This is a genomic window from Corynebacterium sp. HMSC072A02, from assembly GCF_001810085.1.
GTDB lineage: Bacteria > Actinomycetota > Actinomycetes > Mycobacteriales > Mycobacteriaceae > Corynebacterium > Corynebacterium hesseae.
Genome location: NZ_KV799873.1, coordinates 113,177 through 131,208 on the forward strand (window position 1 = coordinate 113,177; position 18,032 = coordinate 131,208).

The 18,032-nt window shown below is 61.8% G+C and carries 16 protein-coding genes; 7 read left to right on the forward strand and 9 right to left on the reverse strand.

The features are described 5' to 3' along the window. Window positions 1-4 precede the first annotated feature (4 nt). From HMPREF2698_RS11505 to HMPREF2698_RS11520, 4 genes are all read right to left on the reverse strand, one after another. On the reverse strand, window positions 5-1,381 hold the full coding sequence (locus HMPREF2698_RS11505; RefSeq protein ID WP_070564840.1) for an NAD-dependent succinate-semialdehyde dehydrogenase: 1,377 nt from the start codon (window positions 1,379-1,381) through the stop codon (window positions 5-7). A 144-nt stretch (window positions 1,382-1,525) separates the two neighbouring features. After that, on the reverse strand, window positions 1,526-2,566 hold the full coding sequence (locus tag HMPREF2698_RS11510; protein ID WP_070564843.1) for a histidinol-phosphate transaminase: 1,041 nt from the start codon (window positions 2,564-2,566) through the stop codon (window positions 1,526-1,528). A gap of 13 nt (window positions 2,567-2,579) precedes the next feature. After that, window positions 2,580-3,914, reverse strand: coding sequence for an aromatic amino acid transport family protein (locus tag HMPREF2698_RS11515; RefSeq protein ID WP_070564846.1), 1,335 nt, complete (start codon window positions 3,912-3,914; stop codon window positions 2,580-2,582). A gap of 12 nt (window positions 3,915-3,926) precedes the next feature. Then, a complete protein-coding gene (locus HMPREF2698_RS11520) occupies window positions 3,927-5,582 on the reverse strand; it encodes a thiamine pyrophosphate-dependent enzyme (protein WP_070564849.1) in 1,656 nt (551 codons plus the stop codon). Between the two features lie 130 nt (window positions 5,583-5,712). On the opposite strand from HMPREF2698_RS11520, the gene HMPREF2698_RS11525 reads away from it, so the two are divergent. Together HMPREF2698_RS11525 and HMPREF2698_RS11530 are read left to right on the forward strand one after the other, a co-directional pair. Further along, on the forward strand, window positions 5,713-6,594 hold the full coding sequence (locus HMPREF2698_RS11525) for a LysR family transcriptional regulator (RefSeq protein ID WP_246819469.1): 882 nt from the start codon (window positions 5,713-5,715) through the stop codon (window positions 6,592-6,594). Window positions 6,595-7,079: 485 nt separating this feature from the next. Beyond that, window positions 7,080-7,700 (forward strand): endonuclease domain-containing protein, encoded by a 621-nt coding sequence (locus HMPREF2698_RS11530; RefSeq protein WP_246818411.1) that lies wholly within the window; start codon window positions 7,080-7,082, stop codon window positions 7,698-7,700. A gap of 88 nt (window positions 7,701-7,788) precedes the next feature. Here the strand turns inward: HMPREF2698_RS11530 and HMPREF2698_RS11535 are convergent, their stop codons facing one another. Genes HMPREF2698_RS11535 through HMPREF2698_RS11545 form a run of 3 tightly spaced genes read right to left on the reverse strand, consistent with a single transcriptional unit; the run spans window position 7,789 to window position 10,932 of the window. Further along, on the reverse strand, window positions 7,789-8,511 hold the full coding sequence (locus tag HMPREF2698_RS11535) for a sulfite exporter TauE/SafE family protein (RefSeq protein WP_070564855.1): 723 nt from the start codon (window positions 8,509-8,511) through the stop codon (window positions 7,789-7,791). Between the two features lie 24 nt (window positions 8,512-8,535). Further along, window positions 8,536-9,234 (reverse strand): TIGR03089 family protein, encoded by a 699-nt coding sequence (locus HMPREF2698_RS11540; RefSeq protein ID WP_070564858.1) that lies wholly within the window; start codon window positions 9,232-9,234, stop codon window positions 8,536-8,538. 45 nt (window positions 9,235-9,279) lie between these two features. After that, a complete protein-coding gene (locus tag HMPREF2698_RS11545; RefSeq protein WP_210384679.1) occupies window positions 9,280-10,932 on the reverse strand; it encodes an LCP family protein in 1,653 nt (550 codons plus the stop codon). 89 nt (window positions 10,933-11,021) lie between these two features. Here HMPREF2698_RS11545 and HMPREF2698_RS11550 point away from each other — a divergent pair, with 89 nt between their 5' ends. The 3 genes from HMPREF2698_RS11550 (at window position 11,022) to HMPREF2698_RS11560 (ending at window position 13,786) form a co-directional block, all read left to right on the forward strand. Further along, window positions 11,022-11,897 (forward strand): glycosyltransferase family 2 protein, encoded by an 876-nt coding sequence (locus tag HMPREF2698_RS11550; RefSeq protein ID WP_070565257.1) that lies wholly within the window; start codon window positions 11,022-11,024, stop codon window positions 11,895-11,897. A 56-nt stretch (window positions 11,898-11,953) separates the two neighbouring features. Continuing rightward, window positions 11,954-13,048, forward strand: a complete 1,095-nt coding sequence (locus tag HMPREF2698_RS11555; protein WP_070522520.1) for a mannose-1-phosphate guanylyltransferase — start codon at window positions 11,954-11,956, stop codon at window positions 13,046-13,048. A 489-nt stretch (window positions 13,049-13,537) separates the two neighbouring features. Next, window positions 13,538-13,786: a WhiB family transcriptional regulator gene (locus tag HMPREF2698_RS11560; RefSeq protein WP_005528147.1), complete on the forward strand. Its 249-nt coding sequence runs from the start codon at window positions 13,538-13,540 to the stop codon at window positions 13,784-13,786. Window positions 13,787-13,914: 128 nt separating this feature from the next. On the opposite strand, the gene HMPREF2698_RS11565 is transcribed toward HMPREF2698_RS11560, so the two are convergent. After that, window positions 13,915-14,385 carry a metallopeptidase family protein gene (locus HMPREF2698_RS11565; RefSeq protein ID WP_070564863.1) on the reverse strand — a complete coding sequence of 157 codons (471 nt, stop codon included), beginning with the start codon at window positions 14,383-14,385 and terminating at the stop codon, window positions 13,915-13,917. A gap of 93 nt (window positions 14,386-14,478) precedes the next feature. On the opposite strand from HMPREF2698_RS11565, the gene HMPREF2698_RS11570 reads away from it, so the two are divergent. Together HMPREF2698_RS11570 and HMPREF2698_RS11575 are read left to right on the forward strand one after the other, a co-directional pair. Then, entirely contained in the window at window positions 14,479-14,922 is a 444-nt protein-coding gene (locus HMPREF2698_RS11570; RefSeq protein ID WP_083299235.1) for a DUF3499 domain-containing protein, read from the forward strand. Between the two features lie 48 nt (window positions 14,923-14,970). Continuing rightward, entirely contained in the window at window positions 14,971-16,338 is a 1,368-nt protein-coding gene (locus HMPREF2698_RS11575; protein ID WP_070530873.1) for a phosphomannomutase/phosphoglucomutase, read from the forward strand. A 193-nt stretch (window positions 16,339-16,531) separates the two neighbouring features. Here the strand turns inward: HMPREF2698_RS11575 and HMPREF2698_RS11580 are convergent, their stop codons facing one another. Further along, window positions 16,532-17,884, reverse strand: a complete 1,353-nt coding sequence (locus HMPREF2698_RS11580; protein ID WP_070564866.1) for an FAD-dependent oxidoreductase — start codon at window positions 17,882-17,884, stop codon at window positions 16,532-16,534. Between the last annotated feature and the right edge of the window lie 148 nt (window positions 17,885-18,032).

Here is an 18,032-nt window from a genome sequence, read left to right on the forward strand (position 1 = left end):
CTCCTTAGTTGGCCACGAAGTAGGTGCGCTTGTTGACGAACTCATCCATCCCGTAGGGACCCAGCTCGCGGCCATAGCCGGAGTTCTTGACGCCACCAAACGGAACCTCGGCGCCTTCAGCCGCGTAGGTGTTGACGTTGGACATGCCGACCTCCAAGCGCTGAGCAACCTTTTCTGCTCGCTCGACGTCCTTGGAGAAGACGCATCCACCGAGGCCGTACTGGGTATCGTTGGCCAGCTTCAGCGCCTCTTCATCGCTGCTGACCTTGTATACGGTGGCGACGGGACCGAAGAGTTCCTCGTAGTAGATGTCCGAACCAACAGGGACGTCACTCAGCACGGCGGGGCTGAAGTAGGAGGACTTCTCATCCACGAGCTCGCCGCCGACGTGAAGGGTTGCTCCGGCGGCCACGGCGCGATCGATCTGGTCCTTGAGATTCTCCGCAGCGCCGCGCGAGGACAGCGGGGTGTAGATGGTCTCGGAAGCCTCTTGCGGTGTGCCCGGCTTCATGGCCTTAGCCAGCTCAACCAGCTCTGCAAGGAACTCGTCATAGATGTCCTCCATGACGATGAGGCGCTTGTTGGAGTTACAAGCCTGACCGGTGTTGTAAATGCGGGTTTCCCACGCATCCTTGGCTGCCTGCTTGACGTCATCCGTGTCAAGGATGACGTAAGGATCCGAGCCGCCCAGTTCGAGAACTGCCTTCTTAAGGTTCTTCGCAGCGATAGCGCCCACCGCAGCACCAGCGCGCTCGGAGCCGGTGAGCGAAACACCGCGCAGCTCCTTGTGCTCGATGATCTTCTCTACCTGGTCGTGGGTTGCGAAGATGTTGGTGTACACGCCCTTGGGAACGCCGGCATCATCCATGATCTTCTGGATGGCGAGTGCGGAGCGCGGGCAAATCTCTGCATGCTTCAGGATGATGGTGTTACCCAGCATCAGGTTGGGAGCGGCGAAACGCGCTACCTGGTAGTAGGGGAAGTTCCACGGCATGATGCCGAGGAGGACGCCGATGGGAAGGCGCTGAATATAGCCCTTGCCATCCATTTCCACCGGGATTTCCTCGTCGGCGGCGAACTTCGGGCCGTTATCTGCGTAGTAGCCAAAGATGGCACTGCTGAACTCGGCCTCCTCAAGGCCCTCGGAGATCGGCTTACCCATTTCGGTAGCGATGATTTCTGCGAGCTCGTCCTTGCGCTCTTCGAAGAGTTCAGCAACGCGGGTAACTACCTTGGCGCGCTCCTCAATCGGGGTCTCTCGCCAGCTGAGGAATGCCTCGTGCGCGGTATCTACAGCGGCAAGGGCTTCCTGCTCGGTGACGTGATCAAAGGTTTCGAGTACCTCGCCAGTTGCAGGGTTTTCTACGCGAATTCCGGACATTATTCATCCTCCAGTTTGTGGTGTGCGTATATGAACACGTCCCATTATGCGGACGAGTGTGACGTATGGCAACAATTATTAAATCTATGGAGCGAATCTCACGTTAGGGATGGTTCTAGCGAGAGTTGTTGCGGGAAACCTCGGCTAATCCCTCCAAGGCTCAATGCCCGCGCGGCGCCAGGCCTCCAAGAACTGGGTGGTCTCGGCCTCATCGGTGATGGACACGCGCACGCCTTCGTCGAGGTAGCGGCGGATGACCACGCCCTCATCGAGCATCTTCGTCTCTACCTCCGAGGCATCCGCACGCGGCAGCCACACAAAGTTGCCGTAGGATTTCTCGGCCCCTAGCTCCGCGCAGACGCGGTCGCGCTGCGCTTTGGTGATCTCGACGGCGTCGGCAAGCTCGTCGTGGCGCTTGAGCACTTCCACGGCCGCGGTTTCCGCCATGGCGGTCACCGTCAGCGGCAGGGAGAGCAGACGCAGAGCATTGATGATCTCTTCGCCTGCCACCGCGTAACCCACGCGCATGCCGGCCAAACCCCACGCCTTGGAGAAGGTGCGCACGCCGAGCAGGTTGGGGTAGCGCTGGTATTCCTCCACCGAATCCGGGGTATTGGGGGCGTCGTTGTACTCCCAATAAGCCTCATCCAGCAGCACGACCACGTCCTTGGGCACCCTGTCCATGAAGGCGCGGAATTCACCGCGGGTAATCACGGTGCCCGTCGGGTTATTGGGGTTGCACAGGATGATGAGCTTGGTCTTCTCCGTTAGCGCCTCGAGTACTGCTTCCAGATCGACGCGGTAATCCTCCGTGAGTGGGACCAGAACCGGCTCCGCGCCGGCCATGCGCACGTACAGGGGATAGGCCTCAAAGCTGCGCCAGGGCACGATGACCTCATCGCCGGTGTGGCAAGACGCCAAGATGGTGGCCTGCAGGATGGGCGTGGAGCCCGCGGAGACGAAGATATGATCCGCTGGCACGCCCAAGTAGTTGCACAGTGCATTGGTGAGCTCCAGGCTGCCGGGCTGTTGGTAGCGGTTGGTGGTGCGGGCGGCGTCGGCAACCGCGGCGATGATGTCCTCAGCTGGCGGGAAGGGGACCTCATTGGATGAGAGCTTGAGCGCGTTGGGGAAGTCCTTGCCCACCTTGTACTCGGGGAAGCTCGAGAGATCATTGCGAAGCATAATCACGTCCTTTCTAAATCATGTCCCAGATGGTCACGGCCATAATCAGCAGGCCCATGCCGAAGACGAAGTAGTTCCACGGGTCATTGCGGAAGTGCTTGTACACGTCCAACTTCTTGAACATGTACACCGGAACCAGGTAAACGATGAACGCCACGAAGACACCGGAGACCACGGAAATCATGGAAATAATGGAGGGGTTGAAGATCGCCACGAGCGTGGTGCACACGAAGGCGATGACATAAATGATGTTGAGCAGCGTGCGGTGCGAGACCTTCTCCGCCAGCTGTGGAGCGGCGTTCTTCAGCAGGTACTCCGTGCCCTCTTCTGTGCCGAGCATGTGGCCGAAGTAGGAAGACACGATGGCGCAGATGACCACGATGGGGGCCATGTAGGCCATGAACGGCGTGCCGGTGACGTTGGCGAAGTAGGAGAGCACCGGGATGTTTTGCTCGAGAGCCTCATTCATGCCGTCGGCGCCGAGCGCGAGGACACAGGACCACACGAAGAACATGGTGAAGACCACGAGCAGGATGGAGGTGTAGAACTCCGTGCGGGAGACGCGCTTTTCGGTCTTCTCGCCGTACTGCGGCTGCATATCGAGGGCGAATTGCGACAGCGCTGCCATGTGGGAGAAGGAGAAGACCAGCACCGGCAGGATGAGGAAAATTCCCTTGAAAATGCCGCCGTAGCCATCCGAGCCGTCATCAAAGTGAAGGAAGCTTTGCAGGTCCCAGCGCGGGATGAGGTAAATGGAGGTGATTGCCAGCGCAATAATCAGCGGGTACACCAGCACCTGGGCCAGCCAAATCATGGGCTTGCGGCCGATGGCGAAGGCGCCGGTCATGACGCCGACGCAGAGCATGGCCAGTAGCCACCGGTCGAGCGAAGGCCCGCCCAGCTGGTTGACGATGAAGCTATCCACCGCGTTAGTGATGGAGACACCGTAAATCAGGACGGTGGAAAAGACCGTGATCCAATACAGCACCGCGAAGACGATTCCTTGACCCTTGCCCAGGTACTGCGAGACCAGCTCGAGGATGTCCTTGCCGTGGTCCTCTTTGGGCGCGCCCGCGACGATGCGCGCGTAGGTGCGGTGTGAAAAATACACCAGCGGGAAAATGAAGACCGTGGCGAAGACCAGCGGCCAGAACCCGAAACCACCGGCGTTGAGCGGCAGGAAGAGGATGCCGGCACCCACGGCGGTACCGAAGAGCGTAATGATCCACGATGCGGTGGAGGCGGCGGGACGCTGCTTGGCGACGACCCCATCGCCCACAATGTGCTCGCCCTCCTTCAGCTCAGTGGTGGGTGGCGTGGTTGTTGGGGGAGTGTTGGTAGAGCTCATGGTGAGCCTCCTTTAGTTGGTGGGCGGAATAGGCAGGGAATGCTCTTGATCGGTGATGACGTTGATCAGTGCCGGTACCCTGTCGTTGGCGATGGCGTGCAAAGCGCGGGCCACGGCCTCCGGGGCTTGTGCGTCATCGGTGACGAGCTCGCCGTGGGCACCGAAGCCGCGGGCGACGGCAGCAAAGTCCGGGTTCACCAGCTGCGTGCCGGAGACGCGATCGGGGAAGTGCTTCTTCTGGTGGTCGCGGATGGTTCCGAACTCGCCATTGGACATCACGATGATGAGGAAAGGCGCGCCGTACTGCAGCGCGGTGGCCAGCTCCTGGCCGTTCATGAGGTATTCGCCATCGCCAGCAATGGTGACCACGGTGCGCTCCGGGAACTGCAGCTTGGTGGAAACTGCGGCCGGGATGGAGTAGCCCATCGAGCCGTTGCGCACGCTGAACTGGGACGGGTAGACCGAGGAGCGCAGGAACTGCTGGGCCCAGATGCAGTGGTTGCCGGCGCCAAAGGTGTAGATGGAATCCTTGGGCAACTGCTCGTGGAGCGCTGCGAGGATGGCCTCCATGTGGGCGGTGCCCTCCTTGCCCGGGCGGTAGTCCGCCGGCTCGGGAAGGGTGGCGAAGTCGAGGTGGTTCGCGTGCGCGGAATCAAACCACTCGCCGCGCTGCTCCGTGCCCTCGACGGTTAGGCGGTCCACGGCCTCCGCGAAGGCGGCCGGGCTTGCCACGATGTGTTCTAGCAGCGCCACCGAGTGGCCGCGCAGGCTGGTATCGGGGTTGATGGCGATGTTGCGCGCCTGCGGTGACTGGCGCAAGGTATAGCCGTCTGTGGGGACGTCGCCAAGCACTGCGCCCACCTCGATGACCAAGGAGGCGTCCTCGAGCAGCTGTGCCGCGCGGGGGTCGCGGCCGTAGCCGAGCCAGCCGGCGTTGGCGGGGGAGTCGAAAGGCACGCGGTCGGCGGCGCGGAAGTCTTGAATGATTGGGATACGGTGCTCTTCGGCGAAGCGAGTGATCTTCTCCGCGGCCTCCGGGGTCCAGCGCGGACCGCCGGCAAAAATGAGTGGTCGCTCTGCGCGGCTCAGTTCGCGGGAGAGGAGGTCCAGGTGATCGTCGGAAAGCGCGCCTTCCGCAACCGGGATGGGTGAGTGGATGGTGCCGGTGAACTCCTGGTGGAGAACATCTTCCGGCAACCCTACGATGACGGGGCCGGGGCGGCCCTGCTGGGCCTGGAAGAATGCTTCGGCCACGACGCGAGAGGCGCGCTCCGGATCGTCGAGGACGAAGACCTGCTTGGCCTGGGTGCCGAACCACGCCTTGGGATCGAATTCCTGGAAGGATTCGCGGTCGCGGTCCGAGGTAGGGATGAGGCCGACGAAGAGGACGAGCGGGGTAGCGTCCTGCCAAGCGGTGTGGATGCCGACGTAGGCGTTGGCCGCGCCGGGCCCGCGGGTGACCATGGCTACGCCGGGCTGGCCGGTGGCTTTGCCGTGGGCCTCAGCCATGTAGGTGGCGCCGCCTTCGTGACGGCAGACGATGGCTTCGACGGGGGAATCGTAGAGTCCGTCCAACACGGGAAGGAAGCTTTCGCCGGGTACGAGGAATGCGCGGGGCACATTGTGCGCGGCAAGTGATGCGGCAATGGCGGCGCCGACATGTGACATGGAGAACCTCCCTGACTTCGTTGTGGTAGTGGTCTCATTATTCTTTGGTGATGTCATGTTGTCTAATGTTGCTAAAGCTCTAAAGCCATGCATATAGGGCATGGGGGCTGGTAAAAGTAGGGGAATGGACATGGTGAAGGCCAAATATTTCCTCGCGGTGGCTGAGGCCGGGACGGTGACCGCTGCCGCCTCACGCCTCGGAATTACTCAGCCGGCGCTGAGCCGCCAACTGCGGCGCTTTGAAAAGGAGCTGGACCTTGAGCTCTTCGTGCGGGCTGGATCTGCGCTTGTGCTGAGCGACGCAGCGCATGCCCTCATCCCTACCTGCCGCCGCCTCCTCGCTGCATCCGCGCGCGCCGGGCAGGCGGTGGAGGCACTTCGGGCTGGCAGAATTCCGGCGCTGCGCGTGGCGGCCACGCCGACGACGATGTCGACGCTTCTCGCTCCGTTTATAGAGGCCGCCGGCTCGTCGATTCCTCTGCTTACGACGACTCCGGTCTCGCACTACGACGTCTTCGACGCTCTGGAAGGAACCGCCGACGTGGTGATTGCTACCATCCCGCCGGGCAATGACGTGGCTTCCTTGCCGCTGGGCACGATTCCGGTGCGCGCCTGGGTGCCGCCAACGCACCCGCTGGCGCTCGAGTGCGCGGGTTCGACAAGCGTGGAGGTTGAGCGCTTGCTGCAGGAAAATGTGGCGCTGCCCTCGCGGCGCAGCGTGTCCCGCGGGGTGGTGGATTCCTTCGTGGGCACGGCTGGCTATGCCCTGGGCTCGCACGTGGAGTGCGATGATACGGCGACGTTATGCGCCTTGGCGCGTGCCGGGCGAGCTGTAGCTTTAATGACGGAGCTGCAGCCGGCGCGGCTGGTGGGCTTTGATGTCGTTGATGGCGAGCGCGCGCTGGGCGGTGTGCCACTGGTGGCGGCATGGTCCCCGGGCCACTTCGCGGGGCAGGAGATAGAGCAGATTGCTCGGCGGTTCCGCAGTTTTATTGAGGGGTCGCTTCGCTAGGGCCTGCTTAGTTTGCATTGGGGATAACTGCCGTTGTTGCCAAAGATCAGGCCAGATCTTGAATCAGAGGCTATAACCTTGGCAGAACGGGCAGTTGCTCGGCATGTGGCAGCGCGCCATGTTAGCGTGAAGGCCAAACTTTCCGGGGGGAATAACATGAACCATGGCGTTGTGCGCGGCCTATCTAAAGGCGCGCTTGCAACTCGCGTGAGCCGTGGGGAGATTGCGAGAATCGCCAAGGGAATCTACGTCTGGGGCAGGCCCGAGCCTTTAGAGCTTTGAAGCTGTTGCAGGAGCACCGTCCATACCTTAAGGCGACAGGTACAACGGCTGCCCAGGTACTCCTTGGCGAGCCTGTCACTTTTCCGCTGAGGCTCGCTAGTGCAGAGAGGATGCCGACATCGACCTTTTATGTGCACTCGCGGGTGAGCGTCACTAGTTTTGTCACTTTGTCGGGGATCCGGATTCTTAATCCTCTTGTCGCTATGAAGTCCGTTAGTCCTGATCTGGGGATTCGCGTCTTCGAATCTATCTATTCTTCGAAGTCGGGGCGTGCTCGCTTGGACAGCCACCGCGAAGCACTCAATGTCATCCCTGTTGCAAGCCAACGGATGCTGGAGCAAGCCGCCCTGTTCACGGATTCCGGTGCGGAGGTCAAGGTGGCGAAGGGACTGAAGAGGCGTGGGCTCAAAGTTGAGTGCAACGTTGTTATCGGCCACTACACCTGGGACATCGTGCTCCCAGAGCTCAAGGTTGCGGTAGAAATCAACGGGATGAAATTCCATTCCCAGCGAGAGGCATGGCTACGAGACCATTGGAAGAACAACGAGGGTGCGCTGATTGGGTGGCTCACGTTGCGCTACACAGGTCATTGCGTGGCACATCATCTGGACTATGTCATCGACCAGATAGCCAATGCCAGGAATCCGGACTTCGAGAAGCGCTACTTCAAATTCATCGGCTTCTGGCATGAGGGAGTGTTGCCGCCCAAGCCAAAGCCCTGGGAATACAGCGAGCACTTAGGGTATCTGCCGCCCGACTTGCCTGAGCCACCCGATTACCCGGAACCGCCAGATTTCCCGGAGCCACCCAACTGCCCTAGTTGACAAAGTTATTGCCAGATCTTGAGTCGGAGGCGAGAACTTTGGCAGAACGGGCAGTGCGGAGCGTGGTCGTGGCAGTAGGCCGCGGACGCTAGGCAGCAACCAGCCCCTCAACAATGAGCGCCACAGCCGCGCTGATGGCCACGATGATGACGATGCGGTTGAGCACCGTGGCGTTGATGAATCGGTTGAGGTATCCGGCAGCGATGAGGCCGACGATGGCTACCGGAAGGTAGGCCGCGGCCGCGGTGAGCTGCAGGCTGGTGATTTGCCCGCTCAAGGCCAAGGTGGCTAGCGAGATGGTGGAGCCGATGATGAACGTGCCCGACAGGGTGCCGCGCACACGGGTGGGGTCGTATCCTTTGAGTACTAACGCCATGGGTGGACCACCGATGGAGGTGGACGTGCCCAGGAGCCCGGAAGCAGCACCCGCGACCGCGATGTTGGTGGTGGTTCGCTTCGGCGACCAGCCAAGACTAGACAAGGTCATGGCAAAGATGACGGCGCAGCCGATGAAAAGGGAGAGCCCGCGGTGGGAGAGGGAGGCAATGGCCCACGCGCCGAGCAGGGAGCCGGGTATTCGCGCGATGGAGGAAATGGCCACGATGTCCCACGACACCGCTGAGCGTGACTTGAGCATTGTCGTGGTTGAAATGACGAAGGCCAGCAGGAGGATAAGCGTGGGAACAAGCTCCGGCTTAATCAGCGCCAAGATTGGGGTGGCGATGGTGCCCAGGCCGAATCCGATGGTTCCCTGGCAGATTGTGCCCACAAGGATGAGTAGGCCGATGAAGACGTAGAGCCAGCTGAACATCGCTCTACTATCTCACGACAAGCTTTAAGCGCGGACAGTGACCTTCTCGTTGGCCGCGATTTCCTCCAAGCGGTCCGCCGAGCACAATCCGGACACGATGACGGCCGAGCCACCCGCAGCCAGTGGCTCTAACACAGCACGTTGGAAGGAGGCGGTGTCGCTCCACCCTGGAGACAACACGCGCTCAGCGCCCAAATCCGTGGGGAAAAGCTTCGGAAGCGGAGTGGTAGAACCATAGAAGTGATCGCCATAAAAGCGCACCGTGGGGCCGAAGTCGATGGTGCCGAGCGGCAACTCGCCGCCGCTTTCGACAACGCCGCGGCCAAAAGGATCTCGCGTGACCAGCACCGTGTCGACCAGTGGGGTAGAAGCCGAGCCGGCGGTGGCCTCGAGGTAGGCCTCCGGGGAGGTGAAAACTACGGCGACATCATCGACGTGCGGCTCTGGGGCAGCCGCACCATCCGTAATGTCAAAGGGGATGCCCGCGGCTAGTGCCCCAAGCGCAATGACGGCAGCCTGCCACGACACCGGAAGGTCGATGAGGATGCGGGCATCGGTGCCGGGCTCAAGGTCGAGCTCTTCCAACAGCATGTTGGCAATCTTGGAGGTCCAGTTCTCCAGCGTTTGCGCCGAGAAGTCCATGCGGGTGCCGTCAGCTTCGTTGTAGACGCTGAGGCGGGGAGCGGAGGCATCGGCGGTCAAGAGATGCTGAAGGAGTTCCATGTCCGCCCATCGTAGGTGGCGGGCGCTCAGCCCGCCACGACGCTGTTAATTCACGCAGCGCGGGCCGTCGCCGCCGGCGTCGATTTCCGGTGCCACCTCCGCGGTACCGAAGTCATCGCCCGGAGTACCCACCTGCTGGGTGTCGCCGCCTTCGCTCGTCTCGGCGGAAGCCTCCTCTTCCTGCGCGGAGTCATCCTTCGGGCCAGAGTAATCATCCGTAGCCACCACGATGAAGGTATCCGGCTCGAGCTCCTCGTTGGCCGTGACCGGCAGGCCGCCGAGCTGCTCAGCCAAGGCCTGGGCGCGCTCATCGTTGGCATCCGCGGCCACAATCTGGGACTCGGTATACAGGCCCGACTGCGCGTTGGCGGTGCGCTCAACGGTGTAGCCCACGTTCTTCAACCACGCACCGATTCCGCCGGCCATGCCGTCGACGGTGCCTGCATTCAGGACGTGGAGGTTGAGGTCCTCGGCCACGGGCTTTTCGCCGTCTTCACCTTCCTGGTCGGCTGGGGCATCCTCAGACTTCTTTTCTTCCTCAGCCTTCTCTTGGGATTTGGCCAGATCATCCATGAAGCGATGTACCTCCGCAGTATCGATGGTCACCACCGATTCGCCATAGTCACCCACGCCGGTAATTGAGGTCACCGGGATCGTCGTAAAGGTCACGTTGCCGCCGGCCAGCCCGGCCAGCTGGGTGACAAATCCCATGATGTCCCAGCCATCATCGATGACAACGGAGCGCTCCACGGCATCGGCAATCTTGTTGAGCTTGCCCGGGGACGTCAGCGTTCCCGAATCCAAAACCTGCGAGGTCAGGGATGCCATGTATGCCTGCTGGCGCACGATGCGGTCAAGGTCGCCGCGCGGCAGGTCATAGCGCTGGCGCACGAAGGACAAGCCCTCGGAGCCCTTGAGGGTCTGGCGCCCCTTCGGGAACTTCGCACCGGACATCGGATCATCCACGTCATTGTTGAGGCAGACATCGACGCCCCCGACGGCGTCGGTAAGCAGCACAAAGCCCAAGAGCCCCACCTCAGCGTAGTGATCAACGCTGACATCCGTAAGCGTGCGCACCATCGAGATGAGCCCAGCACGGCCGGCCTCCGTGCTCTCCTTCTCCATCTCCTTCTCCGTGTAGGGAGGCTTCTTACCTGCTGCCTCAGCTTCAGCGTTCTCCTGCTGGAGCTCCTCCATCTTGGCGGACTTGTGGAGCGCGAAGACAGCATTGATCTTGGTGTTTCCGAACTCGCTGTCGTGGACATAGGTATCGCGCGGGATAGACACGGCAGTCGCGCGCGAGCCGTCGTTCGGAATACGGATCACCATGATGGTGTCCGTGTTTTCCTCACCTTCGTCCACGCCGGCATGCAGATCTGCCAGCTCCTGTTCGGAAAGCGGATTCCCCTTGGCATCGGTGCGGGAGTCCTTGCCCACGAGCAGGATATCGACCGCGCCATCGAGACTGCTGTCCTTGAAACCACCCTGGTTACCCAGTGCCAGGTTCGACGCAGAGGAGATGTCATTTCCCAGCTTGCCCACGGTGAAGTAACCCACGCCGGAGACCACGAGGACAACGGCGGACAAGAAAGCGACGATGGCTTTCACCGGCGTCGATCCTCGTTGGGCGGTGGGCGCGGACTGCGAGGGCGCGGCCTGGATATGGCGGGCGGCGCGCGGGGAGTTCGGGGAAGTCACGGGACTAGTTTAGGTGAGCTCGCTGCAAAAACGTGAAGCAGTGTCGCGGGCGCGTGCGCGCGTTGGCGTTGGGTACGCTCAGATTCATCGTGAAGAATTTACAGAAACCCCTGGCCGTGGTCACCGTGACCTTTTCTCCTGGCCGTTACCTCAGCGACTTCTTGGCATCGCTGCGCTTGGCGACGTCCCGCCCTACCCTCACCATCCTTGCCGACAACGGCTCGACCGACGGGGTGCCGGAAGCCGCCGCGCGGGAACACGTGGACGTGGAATTCCTCGATACCGGCGGCAACATCGGCTACGGCGCGGGGATGAATGCCGGCGCGCGCTTTGTGCGTGCGCGTGGGGTCGATGACGAATTTTTCCTCATCGCCAACCCGGACGTGACCTTTAGCGAAGGCTCCCTGGATGAGCTGATTGCGTGCGCACGCCGTCACCCGGATGCCGCGGCGGTGGGGCCGCGCATCGTGGAGCCGGACGGCAGTAACTATCCTTCGGCGCGCGCAGTGCCCACGTTGCTCACGGGAATTGGCCATGCGCTGTTCGGAACGATCTGGCCCTCCAACCCGTGGTCGCGCGCCTACCGCGATGACGCCGACATGGACAGCGAGCGCCCCGCCGGCTGGCTATCCGGCTCCTGTCTGTTGGTGCGCTGGGAGGCTTTTGCACAGATTGGCGGCTTTGATGAGCGTTACTTCATGTATTTGGAGGATGTGGACTTAGGTGACCGCTTCGTCCGCGCCGGCTGGCGCAATATCTTCTGCCCCACGGCGGTGATTACCCACGCCAAAGGCCATTCGACGCAGGCGCACCGCGGCGCAATGCTGCGCGCGCACCATGATTCGGCCTATCGCTTCCAGGCGGACAGGCACCCGCACTGGTACCAAGCGCCCCTGCGCGTGGCCTTGTGGCTGGGGCTGCGCGTACGTGGGCTGGTATTAAGCGCGTGCCGCGACGGCTCCTGAGCTAGGTGCGCCTATACACTAACGGTGGCTTATCTGAAAAGAGATTAAGGAACGATATGACTGAATCAGCGCCCCAGTGGGGATCGACGGCCGATGCCGTCATTCTGGTGGGAGGTCGCGGCACTCGCCTGCGCCCGCTGACGATTGGCACACCGAAGCCGATGCTGTCCACGGCCAACTACCCATTCCTTCAGCACCTCCTCGCCCGCATCAAGGACGCGGGGATTGAGCACGTGGTGCTCTCCACCTCCTATAAGGCGGAGGTTTTTGAGGAGTACTTCGGGGACGGCTCAGATCTGGGTCTGGAGATCGAGTACGTCGTGGAGGAAACCGCACTGGGTACGGGCGGCGGTATCCGCAATGTCTACGACAAGCTGCGTCAGGATACGGTCATGGTGTTCAACGGTGACGTTTTGTCCGGTATGGACCTCAACGGCATCCTCGATACTCACCACTCGAAGGATGCCGACGTGACGATGCACCTGCTCAACGTCGCCGATCCCCGCGCGTTTGGCTGCGTCCCGACGGATTCCAACGGGCGGGTGACCGCTTTCTTGGAGAAGACCGAGGATCCGCCGACGAACCAGATTAACGCTGGCTGCTACGTGTTTAAGAAGGATGTTATTGCGACCATCCCGGAGGGCCGTGTGGTTTCCGTGGAGCGCGAGACCTTCCCGCAGCTGCTGGAGTCTGGCCGCCTAGTGGTTGGGCATGTGGACAACTCCTATTGGCGCGACATGGGCCGCCCGGATGATTTCGTCCGTGGTTCTTCCGATCTGGTGCGCGGCATTGCGCATTCACCGTTGCTGGTGGGCCGCACGGGCGAGTCCGTGGTGGATGAGTCCGCGGGTATTGCCGGTGGCGTGCTGTTGCTGTCGGGTACGGCTGTGGGTCGCGGGTCTGTCATTGGGGCGGGTTCGCGTTTGGACGGCACGGTGGTCTTTGACGGCGTGACCATTGAGCCGGGTGCCATCATTAACAACTCCATCATTGCCTCGGGCGCGCACATCGGTGCCAACGCGCATATTGATGGTTGCGTTATTGGTGAAGGCGCCACCATTGGCGCGCGTTGCGAACTGCAGGGCGGCATGCGCGTCTTCCCGGGCGTGAGCATTCCGGACGCTGGCGTGCGTTTCAGCTCCGACGCCTAAGCGCTGCGCCGTAAAAGGAGGAAAAGGCACCGAGGAGGAAGGAACCTTCTCGGTGCTTTCCGTATCTTTTGGGCGTGACGCATGGTTTTCATGGTGCGAATGAGATCCATGTGTTTTGCCCAACTGGGTGGCGACACGCCGAAGCAACCTTAGAATTGTTCACAGGGTTGGGGGTGGCCACTACATGTAGTACCCCCGATGATTGCCCCCTAGATGGGCGATCTGTGACGGATGTGAAAGTTGGGGATGCTGTACAGCGTTTTCGCTGGAGCCGCCGAAAAATCTCTCGCGACAGGTTGACGATATTTAGTGATTCGGTGTGAAATGACATCAGTGTAATCAACGGCACGGCGGGCACGGCACCGAAAAATCTTTTCGGTGTAGGGTCGGTGCCATCGAATTAAGAGAGAAACGACCTCGGAGAAAGGAAGCGGCGTGGACAATACAACGAATAACAGCGCTATTCTCCGTGGCGGTGCTGCTGCAGAGATGTCGCTCGATGAACTCTTTGGTGCCGTCGAGCAGGAGTGGCAAGACCAGGCGCTGTGCGCCCAGACGGATCCAGAAGCATTCTTCCCGGAAAAGGGAGGATCTACCCGCGAGGCTAAGCGTATCTGCCAGGCCTGCGCGGTGCGTGATGAATGCCTCGAGTATGCCTTGGAGCATGACGAGCGCTTCGGTATCTGGGGCGGGCTTTCGGACCGTGAGCGTCGCCGCCTCAAGCGTGAGATTGGTTAGAGCTCAAAGCAGCTACTAACCAGCATCAGTGCTCCCCCTCACTGCACAGTCCTATGTCATTTGGCTCGGGTCTCGGCGGTGAGGGGGAGTAGTGGTTTTAGGGCAGGGGCGCTCTGCACCCCTAGCCTTTACCAAGTAAAACGCGGATCGATATCACCGGGATCGACGTTGAGGTAATTGGCCACCAGAGCGGTTAGCACCGTGGACAGTAGCTCTTCACGCTCCTGCGCGGAGTGCACGCGCTCCTCCACGGGCATGCGGAAAATGACGAGTCGGGCGCGCGTGGGTTGGCCTTCGGAATCCACGCCCGCCGGGACGATGCGCCCGAGCGGAACGGGGCCATCCGCGATGATTTCATCCGGCAACACAGTCATATCAACTGAGAGGCGCATGCGGGGCACGGTATCAACGGCGAGATCGAGTCCGGTGAGCTGTTCGGCAAAGGCATTGTGAATGGGGGAGTAGGCCTCGAGCACGGCCATGTCGAAGCGCTCGGCGCTGCTGCGGTAGCGCGGCGTATTCTGCGGCAACAGCGGCCCGCGGGCACCACGGCCATGGCGGTGGCGGGCCGGGCGAATATGCGGGCGAGGCGTGGTCATGCGGCTTAGTCTAAGCCGCATCGAGGTGGGCTCGCGGCGAGACGCGCCGCGCTGAACTATCTAAATCTCAAGTTAGGGTTTAGACTTGGGCCCGTGAATAGCTCTCGCCATTGCTCCCGCCCCGGCTGCGGCCGTCCCGCCGTGGCGACGTTGACCTATGCCTATGCGCAGCAAACCGCCGTCGTGGGCCCGCTCTCCGAAGAAACCGATCCCCATGCCTGGGATCTGTGCGAAAAGCACAGCGCACGAATTACCGCCCCGCAAGGATGGGAAATGGTGCGCGTTGACCGCATCGAGCTCGATGAGGATGATGACCTTACAGCTCTCGCCGAGGCGGTCCGTGAGGCTGGGCGCGTGACCACTGGCTTGGTGGATGATTCCACTGCTGGTTCCGGCGCCGATCCCATTGACTATTCCGCTACTTTCGACGGCGCGGATCCGCGGAATTCGAACCACCCCGTGTTCCGAACCCGCCGCGTCCACGATGCCCGCCAGCGCCGCCGCGCTCACCTGACGGTGGTTCCGGACGCCGACTAGTTCGTCGCACGCGGATTACCGCGACTGACGGGGGTATGCTTGTGGGCTATGCGAACTCGTGAACAGCTCAATGCAGTGATCAAGGCCTATGACGTCCGTGGCGTCGTGGGTGAGGACATCGACGAAACCCTCGTGCGCGATACTGGCGCGGCCTACGCCGCCATCCTCCGCGGGGAAGGGGAGACCACCGTGGCAGTGGGCCACGACATGCGTCCGTCCTCCCCGCAGCTGGCAGCCGCCTTTGCTGAGGGCGCTGCCGCGCAGGGCCTTGATGTTATCCAGCTCGGCCTCACGTCCACCGATGAGCTGTACTTTGCCGCCGGCCACCTCAATTGCGCGGGCGCTATGTTCACCGCCTCCCACAACCCGGCTAAGTACAACGGCATCAAGCTCTGCCGCGCGGGCGCTGTTCCGGTGGGGCAGGAGACGGGGCTGGAGCAGATCAAGGACATGCTGATCGACGGCACCCCGGCCTTCGACGGTGAGCCGGGCACCGTCACTGAGCGTGAGGTTCTTCCGGACTACGCGGCATTCCTTCGCGGCCTGGTGCCGCTGGAGAACTCCCGCCCACTGGTCGTGGCTGTCGACGCCGCGAATGGCATGGGCGGCCACACCGTCCCGGCGGTCTTTGAGGGCCTGCCTTTCGACGTCCGGGATCTCTACTTTGAGCTCGACGGCACCTTCCCCAACCACGAGGCTAACCCGCTGGATCCGAAGAACCTGGTGGATCTTCAGAAGTTCACCGTCGAACAGAAGGCGGATATCGGCCTTGCTTTCGACGGCGATGCGGATCGCTGCTTCGTGGTGGATGAGAAGGGCCAGCCGGTCTCGCCTTCTGCTATTTGTGCGCTGGTGGCGGAGCGCTACCTGGACAAGTTCCCTGGTGCCACCGTCATCCATAACCTGATTACGTCCAAGACCGTTCCGGAGCTCATCGCGGAGAAGGGCGGCAAGGCCGTGCGTACCCGCGTGGGCCACTCCTTCATCAAGGCCCAGATGGCCAAGGAGAAGGCGGTCTTTGGTGGCGAGCACTCCGCGCACTACTACTTCCAGGAGTTCTGGAATGCGGACTCCGGCATGCTCGCTGCCATGCACGTGCTGGCTGCTCTGGGCGAGCAGGACAAGCCGCTGAGCGAGCTCATGGCGCAGTACTCGCGTTACGAGGCCTCGGGTGAAATCAACTCCACCGTGGATGACCAGAAGGCTACGACGCAGCGCGTGCTCGATGAGTTGGCGGACAAGATTGAGTCCGTCGACGAGCTCGATGGCGTGACCGTACAGCTCAAGGGCACCGATGCCTGGTTCAACGTTCGCGCCTCCAACACCGAGCCGCTGCTGCGCCTCAACGTTGAGGCCAAGACCGCTGACGAGGTGCAGGCCATCGTCGACGAGGTCCTCGGTATCATCCGCGCCTAGCGTGTGACGCACTAATTCCTTGAAGAAAGACTGCCCTATCTGACGATTTTCCCCGCGTTCATTGCGGCGAGAGCGATAACTTCGTCAGATAGGGCAGTTTTAGTTGGTCTGGTTGGGGGCCGTGGGGCGCTCAGCCGTAGAGAGGGGCCGGGCCATGGGGGCTGGGCCGAGTGGCCCAGCCGTGGGTTGGCCCTTAGTCACGCGAGTGGGTGACCATCTCTTCCCACTCGACGAACTTCTTGCGCTCGCGGCCCTCGGCCTCACCCAGTGCGCGCTCGGCGGCGTCGAGCTTCTTCCAGCCCTCCCAGGTCAGGTGCTCCAAGCCTTTGGACTTGAAGAGTTCCACGATGTCCTCCTCGCGGGAGTGGGAGAGGTTGCCCGCATCGGCGTCGGCAAGCAGCATGCCGATGGTCTCCGTGGCATCGGACTTGGTGTTGCCAATGAGCCCGACCGGGCCGCGCTTGATCCAGCCGGTGGTGTAGAGGCCAGGCACGACGTCACCGTCGAGGTCGATGACGTGGCCGCCGTCATTGTTGATGACGTTCTTCTGCTTATTGAAGGGAACGCCCTCGATGGCATCGGAGCGGTACCCCACGGCCAGGTAGACGGCTTGTGCCGGCCACTCGGTGAACTTGCCGGTGCCGGTGACGGAGCCATCGCCGTTGAGGGCGGTGCGCTCGGTCTTCACCGCCGTGACCTTGCCGTTCTCACCGATGAACTCGACAGGCTGCTCGAAGAGGTGAATCTGCAGGGTGTGCGGGGCATCCTTGGGCTCACGGATGGCGTAGCCTTCTAGAGTCTGGCACACCAGATCGCAGGACTTGGCCTCTTCGCGGGCCTTGAGGGAGGCCTCGTCGTAGTCGATGTCCTCCGGGTCCACCACCACGTTGATGGTGGGGGAGTGGTCGAGCTCCTTGAGCTCCAGCGGCGTGAACTTAGCCTGTGCCGGACCGCGGCGGCCGAAGACGCGCACGGTGGTGGCCTGATTCTTGGCCAGGGACTCGTAGACGTTATCGGGAATCTCGGTGGCTTCCTTAAGCTCATCGCCGGTCTTGGCCAGGATGCGGGCCACGTCGAGGCCCACGTTGCCCACGCCGATCACGGCGACGTCGGTGGCGGACAGGTCCCAGGAGCGCTCGAAGCGCGGGTTTCCGTCGTAGAAGCCGACGAACTCGCCGGCGCCGTGGACGCCCTCGAGATCGGAGCCCGGGATCTGCATGCCCCGGTCACCAACGGCGCCGGTGGCGAAGACGACGGCGTCGTAGTATTCCTCAAGCTCGGAGACGGTGACATCGCGGCCCACGGTGATGTTGGACAGAAGGCGGATCTGGTCGGTGTCAAGCACGCGGTGCAGGGAGTTAATGATTCCCTTAATGCGCGGGTGGTCCGGAGCCACGCCGTAGCGGATGAGCCCGAAGGGGGCTGGCATCTGCTCGATGAGATCGATCTGAACGTTGCCGCCGGTCTTCTTCACCAGGATGTCGGAGGCGTAGATGCCGGCTGGGCCGGCGCCGATGACGGCTACTTTCAGGGGCTGCTGGGTCATGATGGCCTTTCGGAATGTTGTAGTAACTAACGAAAGCTTAGGTCTAAACAAGCGTGGGTTTCATTGAACCGGCTTGTCTGCTGTAGGGCAACTGGGCCTAATTACATTCGGAGAACATTGTGGCATAAACCCAGCGTGCTTTGCATAT